Origin of the sequence: Enterococcus sp. 9E7_DIV0242, from assembly GCF_002140975.2 — a bacterium.
Lineage (GTDB): Bacteria > Bacillota > Bacilli > Lactobacillales > Enterococcaceae > Enterococcus_L > Enterococcus_L clewellii.
In genome coordinates this window covers 3,934,861-3,959,931 of the sequence record NZ_CP147247.1, presented here as the reverse complement: position 1 = coordinate 3,959,931, position 25,071 = coordinate 3,934,861, and the positions used below count along the sequence as shown (strand labels likewise).

Sequence of the window (25,071 nt, the reverse complement as noted above, 5' to 3'; positions counted from 1 at the left end):
CCTTATAGTGAGAAACTAAAATCCACTCAGTTTGTGAAAGGGAAATAGTCGGGCTTTGACAATACCGACAATCTGCGTTTTCTTTACCGTCCCATAATCGCGGCTATCCTGCGCATAGGCTCGATTATCGCCCAAGACAAAATATTCTTCTTTGGGGATCATGGCTTCTCCTGTAACCTGGGATATCGTAAAATCTTTCGTTAAAATCATCCCCATCTGATGGGTCTCGTACAGCTTCTTCTCTAAAAAACGCTCGACTTGATAGGTACCATTAATAAAGAGCTCATCGTTCTTATAGGAGATGCTTTCCGTTGGCAATCCGACAACACGCCGAACAGACCGTATCCCCTGCTCATCCTCAATCAACACCAAATCAAAACGGCGAACCGTTCCGAGCTTGTTGACAAACAGGACCTCTCTATCCGTAACTGTTGGAGCCATCATATAGCCTTCCATCCGTTGGATGGTAAAAGTGAATAAGGAGATGAGGTAAACCAAGCCGATCGTCAAAAAGATACTGAGTCCTAATTGAAGCAGGATCCTTTTGATTGCTTTCTCAGGTTCTTTTTTCCGTTGACGAGCAGTCGGCCGTGTCTTCTTTTGGGGATGCCGGTCGCTGTTTTTTTTCTGTATGGTTCTTTTCTTTTTTCTAGACAAGCTGGCGCTGTCTGCTTTTTTACTTGTGGTCGCGCTCGTTCTGCGAGTAGGTGACGAAGGGGCTATTCTTTGCTTCCGCTTTTTGGGCTTTTTCATCGCTGAACCTCAACTCTTATCTATCCTTTTTCTTTAGAGAATCTTCACTGATTTTCAACTGCTTCAACACTTGTTGCTGATGCGTACGCACTTTCTCCAAGTCAGCTTCAAACTCAGCCAGTTTTTCCGGATCGCTCAGAAATTCTTCCGTTTGTGCATTCAGATTAACGCCTAGCTCCATCATGTAGTTATATTGCTTGTTCAACATACTCTGATTCTCTAACGTCAGCCGTTGGCTGGCCACACGCGTTCCATAGCTGGAAAGTCGCCCGGACAGGTCTTTGATGTTCTTGGCAACCTTTGTTTTACTTTCTGCGCTCTCCGCACCTTCCAGCTGTCCTTTGATCTCATCTACCAAATAATAGCCTTGTGTCAACGCATCTGAATCTCTTTCGCCCAATGTCGTTCCTTGATAATGGCGCGTATAGATGGCGCCTCCCCCCAGACCAATAGAAAGAACCAATAGCAGAAGTACATTTATCCATTGCTGCTTTCGCTTTTCCTGCATCTGACGGATCGCACGCTTCAATTTTTTTCGTTTCTTTTTGTTTTTGACTTTTCTTTGCTTTAACTTCTTTACATTACGTCCGGTCAGTAAAGCACCCACGCTCACTAAAACCATAAATAATAGAAAGAGGATAGCGCTCGATAGTAAGCCAATGAACAACCAATCTAATACACTCATTTACCTATCCTCCAAATCCATCACTCATTTTTTTCCTGTCTTCTTTTTGGGACGTTTTTTTCCGCGCTTCTTTTTGCTCTTTTTACTACCGAATCGGCGAATCAACACGAAAATGATTACAACCACTAAGAATACGCCGCCTACGATCATGGCAATCAGTGTCCAATCGACCCCTTGCTCTTGAAGCAACCCTAGGTCCTCGCTGTTAAACTTATCGGCATCATCGTCGGTGATTTTGAAATCCTCGGTCCATTCCCAACGATCAGTTTTTGTTGTTACTACGATTTTGGCTGTATAATCGCCCGCTACCATTCGGTCACCCTGCATCGAAATAGGGAAATCGATCATTGAGTTGGGTGCCATCCGCATGGAGGCTACTTTCGTATCATAAAGGACGTCATCAGAGCCTTTTTTTGTAATTTGTGCATCCACCGTCATATCATCGACAATAACTGCCTGTGTATTGGAAAAGTTCACAAAGATTGAATTGCGGTAATTGCTTAATTCCGGATAGACCTTATTCAAGGCTAAATCAGGCATAACTTCGGTATCCGTTTCTGATAGCACCATGCCAATCAAATAGGCATACTTATTGATAACAGAACCTGTTTGATTTTCAGTCGAATCAGCGCTCAAGTTCTGCAACTCGATCCCACCGGTGATCACACCATCATATTGTTCTGCCGGCATGCTGATTGCCAAATCCAATGTTGTCTCACCGTTTGCCGGAATCTTGATTTCTTCCGGACCTTTCACAACGTCTACAAAATCATACGTTAATGAAGCATCATTTTCAAAGGTATTCGGACCATACTCGATCACACCGTTCTTATTTGTTTTCGCTCCGTTTAACTTTACACTTACTGTTATTTCTATGTCTGTTGGATTGACTAATTTGACTTGGACCGTCTGCTGTTGCCCTGGAGTCATTCGTAAATCGAAATAGCCTTTGCTGCTATCACGCTGATTCTCCGGCTGGATCACTTCAAAACTGAAGCCTCCGGCATTCGTGATATCAGCGTCTGTTTCTTCCCCATAAGCGGTCATTCCAAACCCAATGAATGAAAATATGTATACCAAACAAAGTAAAACCGGCCATTTTTTGTTCAAAATAATTTCCCTTCCTTCAATCAGAAATGAGCCCCCGATACTATCGGGGGGACTCATTACTTTACTGTCTTTCTTTTTTACTCTGCGATCTATGGCGCAGCAGTGATTGACCATGTAATTTCAGCTTTATACGTACCAACTTTTTTAGCGTTTGTTCCCAAAACATTCAATTTAACTGATTGTTCAGGTGAACCAGCGTCAGTTGCAGCTAAGCCACGTTGACCGAAAGCTAGTTTGTATTGTCCGAAACCTTTAGTTGTGCTTGTATTATCCAAGAAAGTTACTTTGTTGCCCAATTCAAGAGCAGCAGGAGACGTTACAACGCCTTCTGGAGCCAATGCAATCGCACCAGCTGAACCGTTTGTTGATACACGAACGTTGTTGTACTTGATTGATGAACCAGTCAACACACTGCTTCCGTTTGCGAATTGTGTTGTCAATTCTGCTTCGATTTTGTAGGTGTTTTCATCAACGGAACGAACATCCTTGAATTCTACAAAGTTTTCCATGTCGCCGAAAGCTGCATCGTTGAATGCTTTTACTGTGTAAGTTTGGTCACTTCCGTCTGTTAGGATCGCATGTTTTTCGAAGTCTAACGGTGTTACCGCAACGATTTTCAGATCCGCTGGATCTGGGTTTACTGGTGGGTAAGGCAATACTGGTCCGTCAGTATCCGGTGGTGTAATTGTATCTGGTGTTGTATCTTTCTCGAATTCTACGATACCGTCACCTTTCCAGTCTGCTTGTGTTGCGCTTGGTGCTGCTACTGCGAATCCAATTACTGCTAATAGGGCAGCGCCGCATAATTTGTGTGTGTTTTTCATGTGTGTTTCCTCCTAAGATATGTGTGTGTATTTTGTTTGTTGCATTTATGGCAACTCAGATAGAATCCAAGTTAACACCGTAGTATAAGGCACCGGATCGATTTTAGTTGCCTCCGGTATAGACAAAGTGACTGCACTGTTTTTATAAACAGGCTTGTTCTCAAATGCAGGGTCTACCACCTGTTCGCCGTTTAGCGTCAGTCTAGGGCTTAACGTATTGGTCTGACCATTGGTATTCTCTTCTGAGGCACCAAATTCAATCAGCCACGTTCCTTCCCCATTGCCTTTAGACGCTTCCGCCAATGTATACGTTTCTCCGATGTTGTTGATTCGTACGACATCTTTAGACACGCTCGGCGCTTTTGACAAATCCCATGTCGAGTTGACCCAGGATTTATCAAAGGAAATGACTGAACCCTTCAGCTCATTATTGAGTGTGTTGGCATTTTGAAACTGAGTTTCCTGACGCACCTGAAGCGTCCAGCCGCCGCCGGTTCCCCGATAATCAGAGACTTGAATAAAGTTTCCTCTAGGATTGGTGTCTCCAAAGAACAGCTGCGCATTCGCTTCATAGAGGCGGTCGCCCTTCGTGATCTTATTTTGTCCAAAGCCTAATTGAGGCACAAACTCAATCCGTAAAGGACCGTCGGTGCTGGGACTTGGGCCAGGATCAACGATCGTTCCGGGATTTTCCGGATCTCGTACATCCTTGCCATAGTCGCCTTCAAATTCTACAACGCCATGGTTCGTCACACTAGGATCTGCATAAGCAATCGTTCCGGAATGGCTCACTCCGAAAGAAAGTAGGGCAAGCAGACTGACTGAAAATAGTTTCTGTTTCATCGGCTGTCTGCCTCCTTTTCATCCTTTCTGCGCTTCCAGAAAAAGAACAGAAGCACAAGGACAACAAGTGCGGACCCACTGATAGCCAGACTTTTTTTCACCAGTTCCCCTGTAGAGGGATATTTCCCAGCAGGTTTTGTGACTGGCAACACCGAAGAGGACGTCTCTGTGACAGGTGTTGAGGTAGACGTACTGGGTATTGTCGTACTACTCGTTGTTTCTTCATAAAACTGAATGACTCCATTGGTTTGGACTGCTCCACCGTTCTCTGCCGCAATACTGGTTGGTGCACCAGCTGTAAAAGCGGTAGTCAGCAACAGGAGCATGGAGAGTCGAATCAGATGAATGATGTTGTTTTTCATGTTTCTCCTCCCCATGTTTAAGGCGTGTCACCTAAATGCCAAGTGATTTCCGCCTGATATTGTCCAAGTTTTCTTACCGAACCGGCTGGAACTTCCAGCTTGAGCCCGGTTCCTCCGGAACTCCAGTCATTACTGACAACGTAATCTCCGGCAGACGGATGTGTATACGTCTTAATCAAGGTCGAATCCCCATCCAAAGCGTCTTCTGTCGTGCCATTATTGAATTTAATTGCGTCATGTAGGATTTTTGTCGTATCCCCCATATGCGCCATTTCCTTCGTTAATGTCGCTGTCAATGTCCAACTCTTCAGATTGCCCCGACTATCAGAAACGGTCAGAGGCATGTTCAACTCCGGTTCTTCCACCCGTGTGTCATTCATTGTGACTGTGTGTGTCTTGAAATCGATAACTGTTGGTGCGGAAGTCAACTGTAGGATGCCATACAACGTCCCACCCGGGAGTCCGACTTCATCTGAGGTGACATCGATCACCTTGAATGGTCCGGTAATTGGTCCCGGAACAAATGGGTCTAGCGATTCTTGTGGCGAATACCCTTTAGCCGTTGCTTTATTCATGATATCCTGATCCACTGTAGCATCGTTTCCTATCGTTACTTTAAAGGTCACGACATAGCTGTACTTGGCAGGAATATCACCAAGCTTGATCGTCAACAAACGGGTTGTTTCATTGTAGTCAAAGGTATCAGCCGCTAACGGGATAGTCGTTTCTGTGCCGGAAGCATCGATTTGTTTAATCGTGATCCCATGATCAGCAGTATCAAAATCTAACCCCGCAGCTAATACATCTTCCAAGACAACGTCTTTCCAATCTACAGAATCTGCTTTATCATTTTTAGCAGTCAGCGTGTAGGTCACTTCATCACCAATAGAGGTTGTAGTACCACCACTAGAAGCTGAACCCTTGATCAAACTAGGGGCATCTGGGATGATATCTATAACTGTATAGCGTTTTGCTGGTTGGAAAATGGCATCAATATAAGACACCGCACTAGGATATGGATTGATATTCCCAGTTGTATTACTTCCCACCGCACTGTTTGTGCTAGGTGGAGTGATAGTCGTTGGATTATCTCCCGCATTATCTTCTAAATAGATAGTCACAGTATCACCAGCATTCAGGTAGCCTGGCAAATTATAAAGCCATTTACCATCACTGCCAACCGTTCCAACCCCTATCAAACTTCCACCATTTATCGAAATGAGAACATTAGCTCCTACTTCAAGATTTTCAGCTGAAAGCTGTTTCGTCGCATTTGTAATTTTCTCATCCATAAGTGTTGCTGGTTCCGGAGGCGTGACATCAATAACAGGTTCTGGAGTTTCCTCACTGACCCAAGTTTCTCCTCTTGTTGCAGTTGCTTTCATCTCTAAAGGTGCGATTTGAAACTCTGTATCGGTGTATTTTGCATACTTGTTTCCATCTATTGGAATATTTGCTCGAACATTGCCTCGTGTATCTGTAAATGTAACCAAGGCCTGTCCGGTTTGCGCAAACACTTCTTCCATAATCGGAACACCATCATTATCAAACGCTCCAGTCGGTAAATTACCAAGACTTACCCTAGCTTGATAAGATTTTTGCGCATCCGTTACAGGGTCCCATACAACTTCTGGTGCCACATTCAACCCGTTGATTCTTCGGAAACCGTTGTGTACAAAAGTGCTTTGAAGATCACTGTTAGAAGACGTAAATGTTGTTCCATCTCCTGTAAAGTAATTAACCTTCTCGTAGGTGTAATCAGAGGTTGCTGAAACAGCCGTTGCATTTCTCCACAAATTTATATCACTATTATAAATTCCAAAGGTATTTCCAGCTGTGATAGTCAAAAATCGAGCAGAAGTTCCGCTTGTCGAAGCTAAACTATTTCGAATCTCAAATTGCTTTGGACTGACTATTTCAAATTTGGCTCCACTACCATTCATTTGGATGACTCCATCTGAAGTGTTACCATAGATAAAGACCTCAGAATTTTGTTCTGATAAAAATTCCATATTTGCTGTTGTTCCATTGGTCGTTTCAGTCAATCTAACAACAGGACCAGATCCTCTGGACAACAAATTAATGTGGGAACCTTCTTTCGCAACAAACTTCTTTTGTGCGTATCTATTCGTTCCATTCAACGCTGCATAATTAGAAAGTGCTCTTCCTTGCATACTTGCATTGTAATACGAACCCTCTCCTACAGTTATAGTAGAATAATGGGCATAGACGGCTGGATAGGAAGTATAAGTCGTTGTATTTCTCAAATAGACGAAAGCATTTTTACCAATTGTAAATTCACCATTTATTCCTGTTGAACCATCACTTTGTCTTTCTACATGCCAACAAACTGAATAGTTGGTACGATCATTCGTGCCTTTCCAAACTGTGTTGTCTTCAACGATCATGCTTCCTAGATAGAAGTTTTCACTACCTGTTACCAATACATTGTAACCATACATCGTTACCTCAGCCGAATTTGCTCTAGCAAATCGACCACCTACATTGGTATAACTTGTATTTAGCCCGTTATATTTAGATTGATCAAAGTCAGTAGAAACATTGCCAAATCGGAAGTACCAGTTATCAGACCTTAAGTTCGTCGTTGTAGATGTGTCTCCATTAATAAACGACCAATACCCTGCAGCTTCCGTTGAATTGTAATTTGTTTCTGTTGCAGCAACCATATCGTGTAAATGAAAGACTGGATAAGTTCCTGCTGCCGGCGTTGCTATCCCCAAGCTTTTTCTATAGAGAAGCAATTTGTACCCGCCACCATCAATTTCTATTGATGTCGCTCGTCTATGAAACACACCAGTACCACTAGTAGGTGAACTGATATCATTTAACATGATGATTTTAGTCACGGTTTCATCTGAATAGGCTTGAACAAAACCATATCCCCAACTATTAGCTGAAGAGGTAGTAGAAGTATAAGTATCTACTGTTACCACCTTACCGCTTTCAGGATCAAAACCATGAGCCGCATGATAAGCATCACTCGCTGCTCGATAACTCGCTTCATATTCGGCTTTATGCTGAGCAAGTGTCATACTTCCGGAAATTTCTCCGGTAGCACGAGGTGTGCTGGATTGATAAGCAGTTCCAGACATAAGACCATCTAACTCATCATTAGTTATTTCTTCTTGGCTACGTAAACTTTCTTCTGTCTGTGGTAACTTAGTCAATGCTGATGAAGGATCAAAACTTTGAACGGTTTCTACTACGCTGCTTTCGTTCGTACTAGATTCACTCACATCTTCATTTGCCCTAATACTACTTCCAGAGTTGAAGAAAAACACAAGTGCTAATGAAAGGACAACTGCCAAAAAAATAGAGACCTTATTTCTAATTTTCATTTTTCTCCTCCTTTCCTCAATATTTGTGTATTCTGCCTACTGACAGAAATACATTTATTTCAATTCTCTTAACTATCGGATAAGCATAGGATTTCATATTGTGTTTCCCCCATATTTATCTTTGTTAGAAAATGAAATACATTTGTTTTCCGTCACCGTCATTCCTATGCACTGAAGGAACCGCCATGACTGACAATTATCCGACTAGCATATACCCTTTAGAGCGAACGGTTTGGATGAGGATAGGTTTTGAGGAATCCTTTTCGATTTTTTCTCTAAGATGAAAAACAAGATTTGCAACGCGATAATTTTTATTATCGAATTCTTTTTCCCAAACTGCTTCAAATATTTCTTGATATGTGACTGCAGCATTCATATTTCTATAAAGAAAATCAATAGCTCTGTATTCAAGTTTCGTCAAAGGGATTTCTCTTAATCCATCGATTTTTACACTTGAATTTCTCGGTATCAGCTTTATAAATTTCTTTTCTTTCTCATCTTCTTGATTTATTTCAGCTTCAGAATTTGAAGATTTTCTATTTTTCCTTTTGTGGACACTATTTGAAATAATCAGTTGTAGTTCGTCTGCTTTACAGTCATCTGAAATAACTCCGACAGCTCCTAGTTGAAGATAAACAATACGCATTGAGACAGGTGTATTAGGAGAAAATACCCAGACAAACGCATCTGAGCTCTCTTTAATTTTTACTAGCAACTGACAGGTGTGTCTGACATCCTGCTCCAGATTTTCTCTAATAATGACTGCATCCAGCTCATCTATGTATTGTTCAAAGTTTTCCATTGTTAAGGGCATGACATTCATATTATGTTTCATCAGTTCTTCTGAATAAGGTTCAGCTAAATCGGCTGACAATGATATGATCCCCGTATTTACATTTTTTTTATCCATGTTTGCCTCCTTAAGCCATAATTTTTAAATATGTCATCCTTTTATCTCCAAACAGCAAATGCTCCCTTTATTTAATTTCATAAAATTAAAAAAACATTTGTGTTATATTTGAAAATGCATCTTTTTATTAATATAAATGAATTTTATCTCAAATAATTTTTAAAGTCTATACTATTTTTTCTCATTTTTTTGAATGAAATTTGAAATTTATGATAAAAAGACATAGTTAAAACCTTGTTTTATGAATAAAAACTGGTAATCATAAGGTTTCTCCTCTTTATAAAACATTCTTTTATAACGCTTTATATAACCGAAATATCCAAAAAAACAAATTTTAAAATTATAATAAGGAATGATTTTTATGATATATTGTTATTTAAAAGTCTAACCTAATACTAAATCGTCAAAAAAAGAGATGAAATATCTTTTTTCACAAAATGATTTTTTATTTTTCTGATAAGATTAGCTAATTCAAAATTAGCACAAAAAAATCGAAGCCCCTCCTTACAGAGAACACTTCGAATTTCATTTTCACTTGCTTCTTTTATTTTTTTCCGTTTAATGATACAACAAAAGAAGCTTCTGTTACCCAATTTCGTGGATTTGGATCGTGTGCCGGTGACACGTGAGAGATGTTGATCATTGGACCGGAAACTTGATAATGATTCGTTTCGATCCAAGTTGCCAAGGCTTGTGAGACTTGAGGCATTTGATCAAAGCTCCCGCTAAAAGTAACAGATGCAATGCTGTATTCAGGTGCTTCAAAAAATGTCGCTGTCTCCCCATTCTCATACTCTCCAATGACCTCTAACTGTACCTCCACTTCTACATTTGTCTCCCTATACTCCTTATCATGATACAAACTTATCCCTAATGATCCGGGAGCAATTTTTACACTGCCCTTTTTCATCTCCTGTTGCAGTAAGTCCCAAAGTTCGCCTTCGTCTTGAAATGTTGGAATGACTTTTCGCACGCTGATAACATTTCTTGCCGGTATTGTTTTTAATACGACATTGTATTTTTCCATATTGTTTCCTTCTTTCAATTGATTTTGCAATTGTCGAATCATTTCTTTCTTCTTATTTATCTCTTCCATTTCCTTTTCAAGTTCTTTTTCTTTAATTTCATAATAGTAATTTAAGACATCTGCTTGTTGCTTCTCTAAGATTTCTTTAATTGTTTCAAGAGACAAGCCAACTTGCTGAAGCATTCTGATTTTGTTGATCGTACTGATCTGATTCGCTTCATAAAATCGATAGCCAGATTGCGGATCAATCGTGGTAGGTAAGATTAATCCCAGTTTTTCATAGTGTCTCAAGGTACGTACTGTTGTGTTTGATATTTTTGAGAATTCTCCAATTTTGAACATGTTCGATTCCTTCTTTCCATTTATCTCTTCGCTAGCTTACTTATACTTTACCCCGTTACCTTAGGTACGAGTCAACCATTTTTAGACAACTTTTTTCGAAAAAAAAACCTCAACTCGATAATTACGAATTGAGGATATAGCCATTTAAACTTTTTTTACTATTTTTAATTGTCGCTTCACTTTTTCTTGACTCAATGTTCCATATTTAATGGCTGTCTTAGAATCCTGGTAATCCCTTTGCATATTTGCCCATTGTAGCTTCTGTTTCTTTTTCGATTTTTACCAGCCCGTCATTGACTGCCATGAGAACTAAATCCTGAAGCATCTCAACATCTTCTGCATCGACGATCTCTTCTTTGATCGTGATGTCCTTTAATCGTTTATCTCCTGAAAATACGGCTGTCACAAGCTGATTCGTTGCTTCTCCAACGAACTCTTTTTCATTCAATGCAGCTTGTGCTTGTTCCATTTCCTTCTGCATTTTCTGTACTTGTTTCATCATGCCTTGCATATTTCCCATTCCGCGCATCATAATTATCTTCTCCTTATTTTATATAAATCAAACGAAATAGCTCATTTCACGAAGGGTACCTAATTTTATATTGCAAGCACTCCTTCTCATTTCTTTATCGCATATTTCGTCGTATTCATACTTATCAATTTTATTTTGTTTCCAATTTAAATAGTTCAACCAACAAAAAATACTTTATTATATAGTAGTTTTTTATCAATCGTTCACAATTTCTACAATATCTGTTCCGAACATGTTTACTGCTTCATTCACGATTTCCTGTCCGTTAGAAGTCTCTGCTTCAGCCATTTCTTCCTCTGGCAGGCCCTCTACAGTACTCTCAAATCCAGAGTTTTCAGCTTCTGGTTGACCGTCCTTATTTTGTTGGATAAATGTTTTTCGCAGATTTGGCCAGCTCTCTCTAGTAATACACACGATCTCAGGAGCATAATCAATCAGACGACTGAGACTGTTTTGGATTGCTGATTGAATCTCTTCATCTCCCGCAGCCCTCGCACAGACAATCTCATAATCAAAAGCTAAAACAATACTTGTTGGACTTCCCGCAACAGGTTCGCTTGCCTTAAGCATCGCTCGTTGCGTTACAGAAAGCAGTTGAAGTAAGTCTTCCCAGACATCCTTCACCTTCAGCAAGTGCTCTTTTGTCGCCTCTTTAAGCACTTTATAAACTCGCTCTGTTGGTATCTTAAGACTATTTCGATTGGCAGCTGCCTGACGCGTTGGCGCTTTTGGTGTTTCTTGCGCGACTGCGACACCATTCTTTTTGAGCTGATCTACTTCTTGCTGCAGTTTTTGAATCTGAATTTTTAATTCAGAAACAGCCTCCGGATTTGCGTCTCCACCTGTAGTCGGGGCACTCGTAGCCATCATCGAACGATTTCCTTGAGCCAGCTTCACTGTACCAACTTCCAAATAGATTGTTGCATGATTAGTAAAGCGAATCTCATTTTGTGTATCACTCAGAATTTGAATTAGTTGGTAGATCCGCTCCGGTTCTGTTTGCTGAGCTAGCTCCTTAAAGGTCTCCGTGATTGTTCCTGTTTTGCCTTCTAACAGCTTTGGCGCTTGTTGATACATCAATAAATCTCGACAATACAGTAAAATATCTTCTAAAAATCGACTCGCTTCTGTTCCCGAATTCAAAATCGCTTCAAGCGTCTCTAAGCCCTGTTCAACATCGCCTGATAGACAAGAAGAAATATAGCGGTCCATCATTTCAAAGGTCAAGCTTCCCGTCACCTGAAGTGCATCAGCAAGAGTTACCTCGTCTTCGCTGAAGGAAAGCGCTTGGTCTAAAATACTCAACGCATCTCGCATTCCACCTTCTGCTGCACGGGCTATCGTGTACAAAGCCTGTTCTTCATATTTCAATGAACTATCTATCAAAATATGGGCTAAATGATCCACAATATCCTGCGTCCCGATTCGTTTAAAGTCAAAACGCTGGGTTCTTGAAATAATCGTCAATGGGATTTTATGAGGCTCTGTTGTCGCCAGAATGAAAATGACGTTTTTCGGCGGCTCTTCCAAGGTTTTCAATAGCGCATTGAATGCACCCGTTGATAACATATGGACCTCATCCACGATATATACTTTATATTCAGCCTGTGTTGGTGCGTATTTCGCCTTGTCACGAATATCTCGAATTTCTTCGACACCATTGTTACTGGCTGCATCAATCTCAATCACATCATTCAAACGGCCTTCAGTGATTTCTTTACAGATATCACAGTTATTACAGGGTTCTCCATCAACACTATTAGGACAATTGATTGCCTTAGCGAAGATTTTAGCAGCACTGGTCTTCCCTGTACCTCTGGGACCGGTAAATAAATAAGCATGCGAGGTCTTATGCTGCATGATCGCATTTCTCAAGGTCTGTGTCACAGCCTTCTGTCCGACAATATCCTCAAATCGCTGAGAGCGCCAAACACGATACAGTGCCTGATAGGCCATAATATACCCTCCTCTGAAATTTCACTATGTACTATTATACGTGATTTTGATGATTTAATCATTAAAAACATTCATAGATGAAATGGGCTATAGCCTCTTCAACCTCTCCTAGCCCTATTGGCATAATTTATTTTTTTATACAAAATAAATTATGCCAATAGCAAAAAAACAGTCGGATTTCTCAAATCAGAAACCAACTGTTTTCATTCATTTTTTCTATGTTATATAGATGTTTCTTCTTTGCTTACTGGTTCATCCATTGCACGGAACATTTGGTTATAGCGCTCTTCATCTTCTTGATTATCTCTAATCACTTTTGCAAGCGTGAAGGAGGAGGAAATCAGACCTACTGATCCCATTAGGTAATAGCCTTTAACCATCAACGGTTCTTTTAGTGTGTAGAGACCAATCAACATTAGTCCGACAAAAATTGCAAATGATCCCCAGCTCATAAACATAAATGCTGGTGTGTTTCTGTATGCTTTCTTCTTCATAAGAATCTCCTTTTTCTTTTTACACCCCTCATTAACAGACTTCTTTCGTATTGCTCTCAGAAAATCCATTGTTACTGCTTCCCAGACAGCTCAATGAACTTAACTAACCGCCACAATTTAGTCGCTGTATCCTATCATACACAGATAATATGACTCACTTCATTCAAATTGCAACACAAGATCAAACAATAAAAAGTAAAAATTCAGGGCTTTTTCTATACAATCAACCATTTAGCTTGATCATAAAAACAATGGTACTAAGACAGTATATCATTATCCAAAAGATAAGGGTAGATTATTTTAATTCTTATAATAGAATAATTTCAGTGAAGAAATATTTCGATTATATCTTTCGCTATTCCAAGTTTAGTAAAAAAGCTTGGAACTCTTCTTGCACAAGCATACCTTTACCAAAAAGAGTCCTTGCTGCCATTGACTCTACATACTGCTTCAATATTTTTTTAGCAGATTCTTCCCAGCTGAGACTAGAGCTGTTCATCATTTCCTCAAATCGTTTTTGCTCCAATGAAAGTCTTCCTAAATAATCAGTTATAGTTGCTTGTTCTGAGTGGTTACCACTCTCTTCATTTTCAACGAATAGGATATCGAACTCATAAAGATTGTCCTTTTTCCGCCCAAGGATTGTCGGTATGCTCATTCGATCTGTTTTTTGGTTTTGTCGCCACATCTTAAGAATATAATCGATTCCATCTATGATATCTTCAGCATTCGGGCTTTGCAGACGAATAGTTGGAAATGGCCAAGCAAGAGCCCCCACATTCATCAAAGGAAATTCCTTAAGCTCAATGTATTGAGCGATTCCAACCTGAGCAATCGGAAAGTCCTCTTTTCCGCCAACATAATAGCCATGTTCCATCATCCCCTCTTTTGAAAGACTAACAAAATATTGTGGAAAAATATCCAATAATTGCGCCATGCGGGCCATGCTGTTTTTGTCCAAATTCAATCTTTGATGCAGCTCAGAGGACACAATAAATTTTTCCTTAAACTCCTCATGCTGAGCAAATTGAAACCCCCAGCTTTCCCCACCGACATTCATTCGAATCAATCTTCTGGATGGAAGAGCGGTCGTTCCTTCTTCACAAAATCCTTCATTTTCAAAGCAATAAACGCATTTAGGGTATTTTTGCTTATTCCCCACCATAGATAGCGTCTCACGTTCAGACTCTGAACTAGTTTTATCCGCCTTGATTTGTAGCAAGAAGGTCCCATAAGATGTTTCATGCGAATAGCTTCTCTCTATTTTTGGGCTTTTGATATAGCTGTTTCGTTTATTTAAGGTGTAAAAATAATCCGTTGCCTCCTCTGGACTTTTCGAATAGTGCTGAGCAAAAAAGGCGTTTACAACAGATGGTGGTGGTGTCAATAGATCCAACAGCTGCGCTTTCAAGCATCCTTGGGCTGCTTCTTCTGCCATGGAATCAGCTTTTTTGGTTGCGTAATCAACCAAAGCATTGGAAAGACTATCTGCTGATTCTGACTCATACGTTATTTCATACTCACTATTCGGCGTTTTTCCATCAATCATCGATAAGATTCTGTTTTTTAAGTATAATCGATCTAGCTCCATCCAGCCGCCCGACTGAATAGCCAAGGTAATAAAGTCATCCATTACTTGATCAAGTTTCATTCTTTCTTCCCGCCATTCTTTTAAAATCATCTCCAAAAGATTATCTCATGTTTCTTGATTATTTTCATTTCTAAAAAGTCATTCCCTAGCTCTCAAAGGTTGAACAGACGTCATTCTAGCTTTTTATTCGACAAACACACTTATATGTCAATTCTTGTTGTTGCTTCTTGACTTAACTGTTGGCTTTTTTATCGTTTTAGTCCATAATAATAAGTAAGTAGAATTATTTTTGCAGAGGAGAGGATAGTTATGAAAAAATTTGTTTCAGGTCTGCTGGTCGGTACTGCTGTAACAGTGGCTGCTGTTGCCGGTCTTGCTTTTACTGTGAAGAAAACAGTAATTGATCCAATCGAAGAAAAAGAAGATATGATTGAACAAAACCGCAAAAAAGCCATGCGTAAACGTATCGCTCGTTAATAGCAACGACCAGATAGTCAAACATCTTAAAAAAACGAAGTCAGTGCCATAATGGCTAGCTTCAATAATTACACTGGAATTCACAAAAATTGTAATATAATTTTTGTGAATTCTATTTTTTTCAAAGCAAAATTTTATCCATCATTTATTCATTTTTAAAGTAAAAAGCTTGGCGCCACTTCTGGTAGACTCCTCTATACAGGACATTGAAACATAAAAATGTCTTATATAGAGGGATCATACCAATCGCTCCAAGCTTTTTCTATCTGCCTCCAACTACGTATATCTATTTATCATTCAGACTGCTTTTTCTGTGTTCTCTAACACTCGACCTGCGATTTCATCTGCTTCGCGTAAGTTCCACGGATCTGTTCCCGGTCGGGCCGTTGCTGCCGTCAGCCAATGAATCCCTTCGGTTGGAACACCGTAACAAAATAAGCCATTTATTGTGTTTCCTTGTGGAGTAATTAGTTGATTCGACTGCGGATCTACATCGATTGCTCCAGTAAAATAGCGTTTCTCCCCCAGCAATTCCAACGAATGTTGTCTACCTATTTCTTCATTCAGCAACTGTTTCATCAATGGATTCATACTTCGTGTAACATCAATAGAAGGTATTCTTGCTTCCATCAAAAAGAATGACGCGAATCGATGTTCAGGTACTTTCTCAGAATAGCCGACAAATTGACCCTCCACTGTATCCACACGCATCTCCGGTGCCAACAGTGTTACAACCCCGGCATCTAATAATGCCCGCAATTCTTCCATTCGTTCCAAAGGGGGACCGATAGATAGAAAAGCATTCAACGAAGTAAACCAGTTTAAAAAAATATCCTTGTATTCTTCATTCGTGAATAAATGATAATCTAACATAAATCGAATCTGATCTCTCATATCTTTCAAGCTATCAAACGCACTGCTAACAGGTCCGTTTATATTCCCCTTTTGTGCTACTCGGCAATCCTCTCTAATATAATCTGACACAAATGAAGCAAAATCATCATAGTCCGTCAGTTCAGCATCCGGATGTTCAATACGTGACCAATCCCACCATTCAGAAGAAGGAAGTTGATATTTTTTTAAGACTGTTACATCCCCTTTTTTTCTGACGAACTCTTCTGCAAATTTCAATTGATTGATTTGCGGATACTTTTCTCTGATCAAAGCTGTATAATAAACTAATTCCAATTCTTTCTTTAATAGAGTAAAAAAAGTTTCTGCGGAAAACTGCCCTTTACGTCTCCATTTATTCAAGTTCTTCTGTTTTAAGAAACGTGGCTGATACTGTTCCCCATACCGCTTTTGATTATTTCCCCTCGCATGATAAGGAAAACCTCTTTTTGAACCTGCAACGATTTTGGGTTCATTTCCCGATGGCTGATACGTCAAAACACCGGATTTTCTATGAAATTTCCCCCCTCTATTCACTGTCAGCATAGTCATATAATCAAAAAAAGCAAGCCCTAATCCTTTTAAAAGAACCGTTTGACGCGGCTTCACTGCATCAAAAAAGTTATCTGCTGCATTTTTCGGTGTTGAGTAGAACAATCGATGCTCTGTAGCATAAGCAGCTAGTTTCTGTTCCGCCTCAGTTCCTTCTGTTTCTTGATGACCTAATGCAAGGATCACTTTATCTGCCGTGATTTCAACAGATTTTGTATAGACCAAGAATCCCTCTTCTGCTACCCGAACCGCACGAACAGTATCATTAAAGAAAGTAACGGAGGTCTGTTCGGTCATTCTTGTTCGTATATAACGATAAAACCATCTTTGATATAAGCCATAAAAGGCTCTTGAACAATGGTCATTCGGCCCCAAATTTCTGGCTTCATTGATGAATGCCAATGAACCACCTTCAAATTCTTGAATATACTCTTCTGCATACTGCTCTGCCCATTCATGCAAATTTGGACCTTTCGCTGTTGGCCCCTCCATACTCACGGTCTCATCTGTAAATAAAGTTACTTGACAAGCAACAGAATTCATCAAAAGTGACAAAGGCTGATCCTGTCGCCAAATTTTACCACCAGGGCCATACGGATCAAACATGGTGATTTTTAAATTTTTTTCATCTCTAGAGCGTTCAACAATCCGTTCCAATACCGACAGGCCTCTCGGTCCACCGCCAACAATAACGATTTTCATTTTTTCCCTCCTCTCTATTCAAATTACTCGTTTTTTTCAATGAATGCTTTCAGTACAACTGCATTATTCATTGTTTCATTCTTTGCACTATAGACAAGCGTGACATTCTTTTCTTTTTCAATCGTAGCAAGAAGCTGTGTCATCGGACCCGTATCCTTCGCTAATTCTTCTTTGTATTTTTCTTTAAACTGATCAAATTTTTCAGGATCATGATCAAACCATTGCCTTAGTTCTTTGCTTGGCGCAATCTCTTTCAACCAGCTATCGATTTTCGCATGCTCCTTTGAAATTCCTCTTGGCCAAAGTCGGTCAACAAGAACACGATAGCCATCCTCTTCACTTGGTTCTTCATAGGCTCTCTTCACATAAATCATCAGAATCCCTCCTATTTCTATTGTATCGCAAAATAAAAAAAATGAAACGATTTCCAATTCGAATGCTTTAGGACCAGTGAATCACAGAGAAAATGGAACGATGTCCAAAAACGACGGAACTGTGATAAAAATCTAGCTTTTACCTAAAGATAAGCAAAAAAGGCGCCGGGATTCTTTTTCTCCACGCCGCCTTTACTCATTAATTCACTGTTTTCTTTTTAATCTTGCCTGACCAATTATCATACCCATTTTTAAGAACATAGATATCTGTATAGCCGGCTTTTTTCAGCTTCCTCGCTACACGAACGCTCGTTGAATGTCTTTGATCATACAGATAAATAGGTTGATCTTTACGAAGCGACTGCATATTCGTTTTCAACATAGAATACGGCAAGCTACGTGCGCCAAGAATATGGCCGCCATCAAATGTATCTTTTTCTCTGACATCAATTACCTGAGCTTTTCTCATACCTTCACGAAATTCTTCTTCTGTCAGCATCTTCGCCGCAGTCTTTCCTAAAATGAATGTATACAACATATTTCCCGCCATAATCAGCAGAATTGCACCTAAAATAATATTGATTACTAATAACACAGACATGTAAAAACCCTCTCTTACTCTTCCATAAATTTCAATGCCAGTGAAGCTGCGCCAATAACGCCTGCTTCATTTCCAAGTTCCGCCAGTTTGATTTTTGTACTTTCGCGAACTTGCGGAAATGTGAACTCTTCAAAATATTTCTCTACACGACTACGTAAAAACTCACCTGCCGCCGAAACACCACCACCGATAACGATAGCAGAAGGGTTTAGCACGTTTCCGATATTACCCAAGGCCAAGCCTAAATAGAAGCAAACCTTATCAACGACCATTAACGCAAATGGATCATTATTTTCCGCGTATTCGAAAACATCCTTGCTTGTCACCGCCTGGCCGTCGTCGATCATTTGTTTCAGCTGAGAACTTCCAGCGTATTCTTCAGACAGCTTTCTTGCCAAACGAACAACGCCCGTTGCACTAGCTACTGTTTCCAGACAGCCTTTTTTGCCACAGGTACAGTCAAACCCATCCGGATCAACTGTCGCATGGCCGACTTCACCGGCACAGCCTGCTGTCCCATGAAGTAGCTTGCCTTCTGCGACAATACCACCACCGACACCCGTTCCTAATGTAATGAATACAACATCCGGATCGTTTTCTCCGGCACCCTTCCAACGCTCGCCTAATGCAGCTACATTGGCATCATTGTCCAGCGTATAGGGAATTCCTGTTCCAGCTTCAATCTGCTCTTTTACAGATTGACGTGTTACCCAGTTCAGATTATAGGCACCGATAACAGTTCCTTTTTCAATATCAACACTGCCTGGTGTCCCCATGCCAATCCCAACAAAATCTGCTTTGTCCATCCCGTAAAGAGCTATGCGATGATTGACTGATTCGATAATATCTGGAACGATATGACTACCCTCATCCAGTATATTCGTTTCGATACTCCATTTTTGCTGAACTTCTCCGTCCAATGTCAAAATCGCAAATTTGATTGTTGTACCGCCCAAATCAATTCCTATGATCTTTTTATCCATCTCATTCGATCCCTTTCTCTGTCATTCTGTTTTCTTCCACTCTATGCTCTCTATTCAGAATACGTCTGGCATGAAGGTAAGTCTCCTTATCGATTAACTGACCATCGTAGAGATTCTTCAATTCGATCATCATCAATTCAATATCATAGATTCTGGCGCCAACATAAATGTACATCCCAAATCTTTTGAACAGCTGCTGAACATCATATAACGTTTCCAAGCTCCAAGCACTTCCTTATCATTATACAGTTTAAACATAATTTTTAAAACCTAAGAAGAAGCAAACAACCAGAATAAATACAAAAATCATCCCAGAGATGATTCGTTCATGAATGTTGAACTCCTCTGAACGTTTCGGTATAGCCAAAAATGTTGCCGCTAACAGACCACCGACCAACCCACCAATATGACCAAGGATGTCGACCGAACTGCTGAATAGATTAAAAAGCAAGTTGATCCCGATAAAAGTCGCATACCGCTGAACCATGAACGAAACTGCCGGGTTATTTTTAAAGTGTCGGCCAAGAATAATAAATGCACCAAACAACCCAAAAACTGCCGTACTCGCTCCTGCTGAGATTCCATTAGAAGCGCCGAGAGAAAAGCTAAGTAGATTTCCCGAAACACCACTCAACAAGTAAATCGCCAGATAACGCCAATGACCATAGATATTTTCCACCTGAGCGCCGACATAATAAAGTGTCACCATATTCAAAATGATGTGCATCCAGCCAATATGTAAAAACATAGGTGTAAAAAAGCGCCAGTATTCATGGTACTCCACAATCATTCGCTTCGACATGGCTCCCCAATTCAACAGGACCATTGTGTTTTCCGAGCCTCCGGAAACCTCCATACCAAGAAATACGATTGTCGTGATTCCTATTAATAAATAAGTAATGAACGGCTGATTTAATAACCGTTTTGCTTTCATCTTTGTTTGATAATCCATCAAATCCTCCTTAATTGATAAACAATTTGTCTATCTGCCGGTCAAAGGCTTCTGCCTTCCAGCATTCCTGAATTTGTTCGCTAAATACCAAACTACAACTATTCCCTTGAAACTCTTCCAACACCCGATCATAGTAACCACCACCAAATCCTACTCGAAATCCCGCTACTGTAAACACCAATCCAGGAACGATCAACAAATCAATTTCCTGTAAAGCTGTCTCTTGCTCATCCGCCGGCTCCTCTACACCAAAAGAAGAGCGAACAAACAAAGATTCCGGCGTGATTCGATGAAAGGTCATCTGCGTATTTTCTGCTTTTGGTACAGTTACTTGTTTTCCTTGCGCCCAAGCCTTACTGATTACAGTAGAGGTATCGAACTCAAATGGCACTGCCTTGACGACCCCAATCGTCTGGGCTTGTGTCCAATACTCATCTTCAAATAGTTGCTGCAGGATCTGTTGCTCCTTGGCTGCCTTAAGTTCTTTATTTCTATATAGCCAATTTAAACTGGCTAAGCCCAATGTTCTGATTTTTTTCTTTTCCATCGCTTTCCACCATGCCAGATGATTCCTTCCTGTAGTAATATCTATCCTTCATTTTTTATTTCATAAGTCTTATTAATCTATTCCTTATAAAAAAACTATTGTCTAGGTATACGTAGAGATTGAAGCCTATCGATTTCATTTTTTAGTAACTAAAACCTGCGGCTATCCTCAAGCCCAATATCTCTTAAGTTTATAAAAAAAAGAAAGAAATGGCAATAAAAGTCCTATTCGTTTCTGGTAACTCTCGAGATCACGACAGATGCTTATCGAACCAGGTTCCTATCTTTTCATAAACCTGCGGCTTCTCTTTTTCAAATAATAGTTCATGACGAAGCTCAGCGAATAGAACCATTGATACATCCTGTATCCCGGAAGCATCCAGTGTCTTAGCTATTTTTCTAACGCCCTTACCATAGTCACCTACAGGATCTTTTTCGCCACTGATCAAGAGAAGAGGTAATTCTTTAGGAAGTGTTTCCGACCAGCCTTTTTTATTCGCACCATGGATCAATTGGAATAACGTATGAAACCCATTATTCGTAAAAGTGAAACCAGTCAGCTCATCCTCTTCATAGCTATGCACATTGTCTTGATTTTTACTAAGCCAATTAAAACGACCTGGCTCCGGGAACTTCTTACTAAACGAACCGAAGGCTAAATTATCTAGCAGATGATTTACCTTCTTAGGCTGCAGCTTATTCAAGCTAGCTGTAAGAGATAAGACCGTTGGTATAATGGTTGATCCTGTACCTGTTCCCATAAACACAGCTCCGGAAAGCGGAATCTGATAGTTTTGCAGATAACAGCGTAGAGCGAATGACCCCATACTATGTCCCAACATGAAATAAGGGAGTTCAGGATACTGTTCAGCTGTATACATTCGCACAACCTCGATGTCAGCAATCACATGCCGTGCCGTATCTCCTTTTCCAAAATACCCATGCTGTGATTCCTGTTGATCGACCGATTTTCCATGCCCAAGGTGATCGTGACCGACAACCAGATAACCTAATGTTGTCAGGTAGTCTGCAAAGTCCCCATACCGTTCAATGTATTCCGCCATTCCATGAATTAACTGAACGATGCCCTTTATAGGTAGTGTCGGTTCCCAATAGATAAGATGAAGCTCTGTTTGTTCGTCTGAAGAAATACAATACGTTGATTTCATAATCGCTTCCTCACTTTGAATTGATACCCTCTATTATATCGGAATCTATACGCTTGAAGTAGTAAAAGATGATGCTTTTATGAAATTTTTTACTTCGCTTGCTACTGCCCATCTTTTGCCTTATTCACAGGCACCCAAACCTCAAATACAGCTTTCGTCGGATCAGGCTCCAGATAAACCTCAATGTCCGGCCCGTTGGCATACTCATACCCGGAGCTCGGCAACCAATCCGTAATAATCCGTTTTTCCAGCTCCTGAATCGCTTGAGGCATAGGTCCACTACCGGTAAAAATTGCCCAAGTATACTCTTCGATCAAGTATTCTGACAAGCCTTCCGGTACACACGCCTCACTGACCACTGCGATATAATAGGTTGGTGTATCTTCTTCTCGAGAAAAACCGGTACTAACCCCAAGCACCCCCTGAAGCGCCGGACTCATTAAAGGTAATATAGTGTGTAAAGTCCCATCTGTCGACGTTTTTGTCCAGAAACCAGGTAGTTTCTGATGATTCTCTTCGGCCTTTCGAGACATTGGAATCGTTGTCCCGACAATTCGAAACGCCGACTTTGTCTCAATTCGATAATCCATTTCTACATCACCCTTGATTGAAATATGAAACTTGATTCTCGGATACGTTTTTAAACGCGCACCTTCTTTTTGAGCCTGAGAAGGAGTGACTCCATGGATATTTTTAAATGCTCGGGAAAAAGAATTTGGAGATTCATAGCCATATTTCATTGCAACATCGATCACTTTTTTGCCATATTGTAACTCTGCTCCTGCAAGAGAAAGTCTTCTTCTGCGAATGTACTCAGTCAAAGGTACACCGACCATATATGAAAATATCCGTTGATAATGGTATTCAGAGCAGCAAGCGATTCGCCCTAGTTCCTTATAATCGATTGTACTAGTTAGATGATTTTCTATATAAACCAACGATTCTTCCAGCTTATTGATCCAGTCCATCTACTTCACTCCTTTGTCCATATTCTTTCTTTTATCTATAAAGAGCCTCTCGACCAGTTCCTTGCTCCAGCAATTCTTTAGAAAAAGGAGCTGCGACATTGACCTTGTCACAACTCCACAAATGCGTTTCTCTTAAATGAACTGAGAGAGATACCCCTCACACCTTATTCGTCAAAATACGCTATTTTTTCAATTTCTTTTCACCTAATCCAATGCCTCTTGAATAATTGGATTAACAGATTGCTCCACAGTAATCGTTTCTGTTCCATACCGTTCTCCCAGAACATATTTTGCCATATGGACTGTCCGATCACTCATTCTTTCTAGATTTGATGCAGTATCAATAAATAGGATTCCATCTGCCGCGCGGCCTTTCCCACTATTCATGATCGAAATATACTTCTTCCGAAGATGTTTAACCATCTCATCGATTTCTTCCTCACGTTCCAGAATATGGGCTGCAATTTCTTTATCATCATTCTCAAAAGCAGTCAACGAGTCTTTGATATTTTTTGCTACTTTTCTAAATAGTTCAAGCAAATCTTCATCAGATACGATCAGGGTTGTTCGATCAGACGTTTTTCCTTCTTTTTTGTCTTTAGCCTTCTGTTTCTTTTCCGTTCGAATCGCTTCATCTATATACCCAACAATGTTTCGACAATGATCGCCGATTCGCTCCAAATCTTTTGTCAGCTCGAGCATCATTGTTTGCTCATGACTTTCAGCGATCGTCAACTCTGCAGAAGATAGTTGGACAAGATACTCGGTCAAACGATTATCCATGTCATTGATTGCTGTTTCATATTGATCCGCATTTTCACGGTCTACTTTGTCTTGTTTTTCATAAAAAGCATTGGTAGCTTCATAAGCCCCGACAACATACTCGCCCATCTGCAACAATTCAATTTTCGCCTGATTTAAAGCTACTGTTGGAGAATTCTGAATGATTGATTCATTTAGGTTAGATGGTTTAAAATCAATTCCTTCTCTATCTTTACCAGGAATGATTTTACGTACCAATAACTCAATTTTATCGATGAACCAGAATTGAATCAGCAAGTTGGATACATTGAACATTCCGTGTGCTACAGCAATTTGCATTGCAGGGTTCAATCCAAATGTGTTAGAAACCGCGATAACAACTGATGTAAATGGCGATAGCAAAATCGTAAAGATAATCGCTCCTACCAAATTAAACACAACATGCGAGGCAGCGGTTCTCTTCGCAGCAACACTCGTACCTAACGCCGCAATAACAGCTGTTATTGTAGTTCCGATATTATCCCCAAAGAGTATCGGTAGTGCGGCACCAATTGCCAAACTTCCTTGCGTGTATAATTGTTGCAAAATCCCGATCGTCGCACTTGAGCTTTGTAATACCATTGTCAACAGTGTACCAATCCCAACACCTAAAATCGGTTGGTGAGATACATCTACCATCAAATCCGCAAACTGCGGCAAATCCTGTAATGGCGCCATCCCACTCCCCATCAAGTTCAATCCATAAAATAGACAGCCAAACCCGAAAAGAATTTGACCGATATTGTTAATCTTTTCACGTTTGAAAAAGAAAAGCATAATCGATCCAACGCCCATGATCGGTAAAGCATAGGCACTCAGATTAAACCCAATAATGAAGGCGGTTACCGTTGTCCCTACGTTTGCCCCCATGATAACCCCAATCGCCTGCTTCAAAGACATAAACCCTACACTAACCAATCCAACTGTTAAAACCGTTGTTCCAGAACTTGATTGAATAATTGCCGTAACGATCAGCCCTGCTAATACAGAACGTAATGGTGTAGAAGTGAATGTATTCAAAATTTCTCTTAAAGAATCTCCTGCCGTTTTCTGCAAGCCATCCCCCATATACTTCATCCCGAAAAGGAAAATTCCCAGACCTCCGAGAAAAAGAAATATCATCTCTTGATAGGACACATTTGTTCCTCCTTAAAAAAAATAAACTCAAGTTAAGAGTACAGAAAAAAGAGCCAGAAGTAAATACAATATTGCCATTTTCGAGGAAAAAAATTACTTTTGCTTTTTAAAACGTTTAAGAATTTGAGAC

General features: G+C 40.2%; 24 protein-coding genes. 1 reads left to right on the top strand and 23 read right to left on the bottom strand.

The genetic code is table 11. From position 1 onward, the window contains the following. Positions 1–15 precede the first annotated feature (15 nt). The 13 genes from lepB to A5888_RS18460 all read right to left on the bottom strand — a co-directional run bounded on the left by lepB (position 16) and on the right by A5888_RS18460 (position 14,878). Positions 16–753, bottom strand: a complete 738-nt coding sequence (gene lepB / locus A5888_RS18520) for a signal peptidase I (protein ID WP_086351140.1) — start codon at positions 751–753, stop codon at positions 16–18. A 16-nt stretch (positions 754–769) separates the two neighbouring features. Next, the gene (locus A5888_RS18515; protein ID WP_086351139.1) at positions 770–1,438 is read right to left on the bottom strand and encodes a hypothetical protein; all 669 of its coding nucleotides are present in this window, start codon (positions 1,436–1,438) and stop codon (positions 770–772) included. 24 nt (positions 1,439–1,462) lie between these two features. After that, on the bottom strand, positions 1,463–2,548 hold the full coding sequence (locus tag A5888_RS18510) for a DUF916 and DUF3324 domain-containing protein (protein ID WP_086351143.1): 1,086 nt from the start codon (positions 2,546–2,548) through the stop codon (positions 1,463–1,465). An 89-nt stretch (positions 2,549–2,637) separates the two neighbouring features. Then, entirely contained in the window at positions 2,638–3,372 is a 735-nt protein-coding gene (locus A5888_RS18505; protein ID WP_339101775.1) for a WxL domain-containing protein, read from the bottom strand. 45 nt (positions 3,373–3,417) lie between these two features. After that, complete coding sequence (locus A5888_RS18500; RefSeq protein WP_339101774.1) at positions 3,418–4,215, bottom strand: WxL domain-containing protein; 798 nt, start codon at positions 4,213–4,215, stop codon at positions 3,418–3,420. After that, entirely contained in the window at positions 4,212–4,577 is a 366-nt protein-coding gene (locus A5888_RS18495; RefSeq protein WP_339101773.1) for an LPXTG cell wall anchor domain-containing protein, read from the bottom strand. The genes A5888_RS18500 and A5888_RS18495 overlap by 4 nt, the downstream gene beginning before the upstream one ends. A gap of 17 nt (positions 4,578–4,594) precedes the next feature. After that, complete coding sequence (locus A5888_RS18490) at positions 4,595–7,936, bottom strand: WxL domain-containing protein (RefSeq protein ID WP_339101772.1); 3,342 nt, start codon at positions 7,934–7,936, stop codon at positions 4,595–4,597. 196 nt (positions 7,937–8,132) lie between these two features. Next, entirely contained in the window at positions 8,133–8,846 is a 714-nt protein-coding gene (locus A5888_RS18485) for a DNA-binding response regulator (protein ID WP_339101771.1), read from the bottom strand. A 544-nt stretch (positions 8,847–9,390) separates the two neighbouring features. Beyond that, positions 9,391–10,215: a MerR family transcriptional regulator gene (locus tag A5888_RS18480; protein WP_086351097.1), complete on the bottom strand. Its 825-nt coding sequence runs from the start codon at positions 10,213–10,215 to the stop codon at positions 9,391–9,393. Between the two features lie 217 nt (positions 10,216–10,432). Next, a complete protein-coding gene (locus tag A5888_RS18475; protein ID WP_086351096.1) occupies positions 10,433–10,747 on the bottom strand; it encodes a YbaB/EbfC family nucleoid-associated protein in 315 nt (104 codons plus the stop codon). Between the two features lie 195 nt (positions 10,748–10,942). Then, entirely contained in the window at positions 10,943–12,703 is a 1,761-nt protein-coding gene (gene dnaX / locus A5888_RS18470) for a DNA polymerase III subunit gamma/tau (protein WP_086351095.1), read from the bottom strand. Positions 12,704–12,924: 221 nt separating this feature from the next. Beyond that, complete coding sequence (locus tag A5888_RS18465; protein ID WP_086351100.1) at positions 12,925–13,197, bottom strand: YiaA/YiaB family inner membrane protein; 273 nt, start codon at positions 13,195–13,197, stop codon at positions 12,925–12,927. Between the two features lie 355 nt (positions 13,198–13,552). Next, positions 13,553–14,878, bottom strand: coding sequence for a hypothetical protein (locus A5888_RS18460; RefSeq protein ID WP_339102085.1), 1,326 nt, complete (start codon positions 14,876–14,878; stop codon positions 13,553–13,555). Between the two features lie 219 nt (positions 14,879–15,097). Between A5888_RS18460 and A5888_RS18455 the strand changes: the two genes are divergently transcribed. After that, positions 15,098–15,265: a DUF3042 family protein gene (locus A5888_RS18455; protein ID WP_339101770.1), complete on the top strand. Its 168-nt coding sequence runs from the start codon at positions 15,098–15,100 to the stop codon at positions 15,263–15,265. 297 nt (positions 15,266–15,562) lie between these two features. On the opposite strand, the gene A5888_RS18450 is transcribed toward A5888_RS18455, so the two are convergent. The 10 genes from A5888_RS18450 to A5888_RS18405 all read right to left on the bottom strand — a co-directional run bounded on the left by A5888_RS18450 (position 15,563) and on the right by A5888_RS18405 (position 24,941). Beyond that, a complete protein-coding gene (locus tag A5888_RS18450; protein ID WP_339101769.1) occupies positions 15,563–17,410 on the bottom strand; it encodes an FAD/NAD(P)-binding protein in 1,848 nt (615 codons plus the stop codon). Between the two features lie 23 nt (positions 17,411–17,433). After that, positions 17,434–17,784 (bottom strand): DUF488 domain-containing protein, encoded by a 351-nt coding sequence (locus tag A5888_RS18445; RefSeq protein WP_086351092.1) that lies wholly within the window; start codon positions 17,782–17,784, stop codon positions 17,434–17,436. A 199-nt stretch (positions 17,785–17,983) separates the two neighbouring features. Beyond that, positions 17,984–18,385: a rhodanese-like domain-containing protein gene (locus tag A5888_RS18440; protein ID WP_086351091.1), complete on the bottom strand. Its 402-nt coding sequence runs from the start codon at positions 18,383–18,385 to the stop codon at positions 17,984–17,986. A gap of 14 nt (positions 18,386–18,399) precedes the next feature. Then, positions 18,400–19,368 carry an ROK family glucokinase gene (locus A5888_RS18435; protein ID WP_086351090.1) on the bottom strand — a complete coding sequence of 323 codons (969 nt, stop codon included), beginning with the start codon at positions 19,366–19,368 and terminating at the stop codon, positions 18,400–18,402. A 1-nt stretch (position 19,369) separates the two neighbouring features. Beyond that, entirely contained in the window at positions 19,370–19,588 is a 219-nt protein-coding gene (locus tag A5888_RS18430) for a YqgQ family protein (RefSeq protein WP_086351089.1), read from the bottom strand. Positions 19,589–19,618: 30 nt separating this feature from the next. Further along, the gene (locus A5888_RS18425; protein WP_086351088.1) at positions 19,619–20,320 is read right to left on the bottom strand and encodes a rhomboid family intramembrane serine protease; all 702 of its coding nucleotides are present in this window, start codon (positions 20,318–20,320) and stop codon (positions 19,619–19,621) included. Positions 20,321–20,330: 10 nt separating this feature from the next. Then, the gene (locus A5888_RS18420) at positions 20,331–20,867 is read right to left on the bottom strand and encodes a 5-formyltetrahydrofolate cyclo-ligase (RefSeq protein WP_086351087.1); all 537 of its coding nucleotides are present in this window, start codon (positions 20,865–20,867) and stop codon (positions 20,331–20,333) included. A 250-nt stretch (positions 20,868–21,117) separates the two neighbouring features. After that, a complete protein-coding gene (locus A5888_RS18415; RefSeq protein ID WP_086351086.1) occupies positions 21,118–22,035 on the bottom strand; it encodes an alpha/beta fold hydrolase in 918 nt (305 codons plus the stop codon). Positions 22,036–22,136: 101 nt separating this feature from the next. Continuing rightward, a complete protein-coding gene (locus A5888_RS18410; protein ID WP_086351085.1) occupies positions 22,137–23,003 on the bottom strand; it encodes an AraC family transcriptional regulator in 867 nt (288 codons plus the stop codon). Positions 23,004–23,207: 204 nt separating this feature from the next. Beyond that, positions 23,208–24,941, bottom strand: coding sequence for a Na/Pi cotransporter family protein (locus A5888_RS18405; protein ID WP_086351084.1), 1,734 nt, complete (start codon positions 24,939–24,941; stop codon positions 23,208–23,210). Between the last annotated feature and the right edge of the window lie 130 nt (positions 24,942–25,071).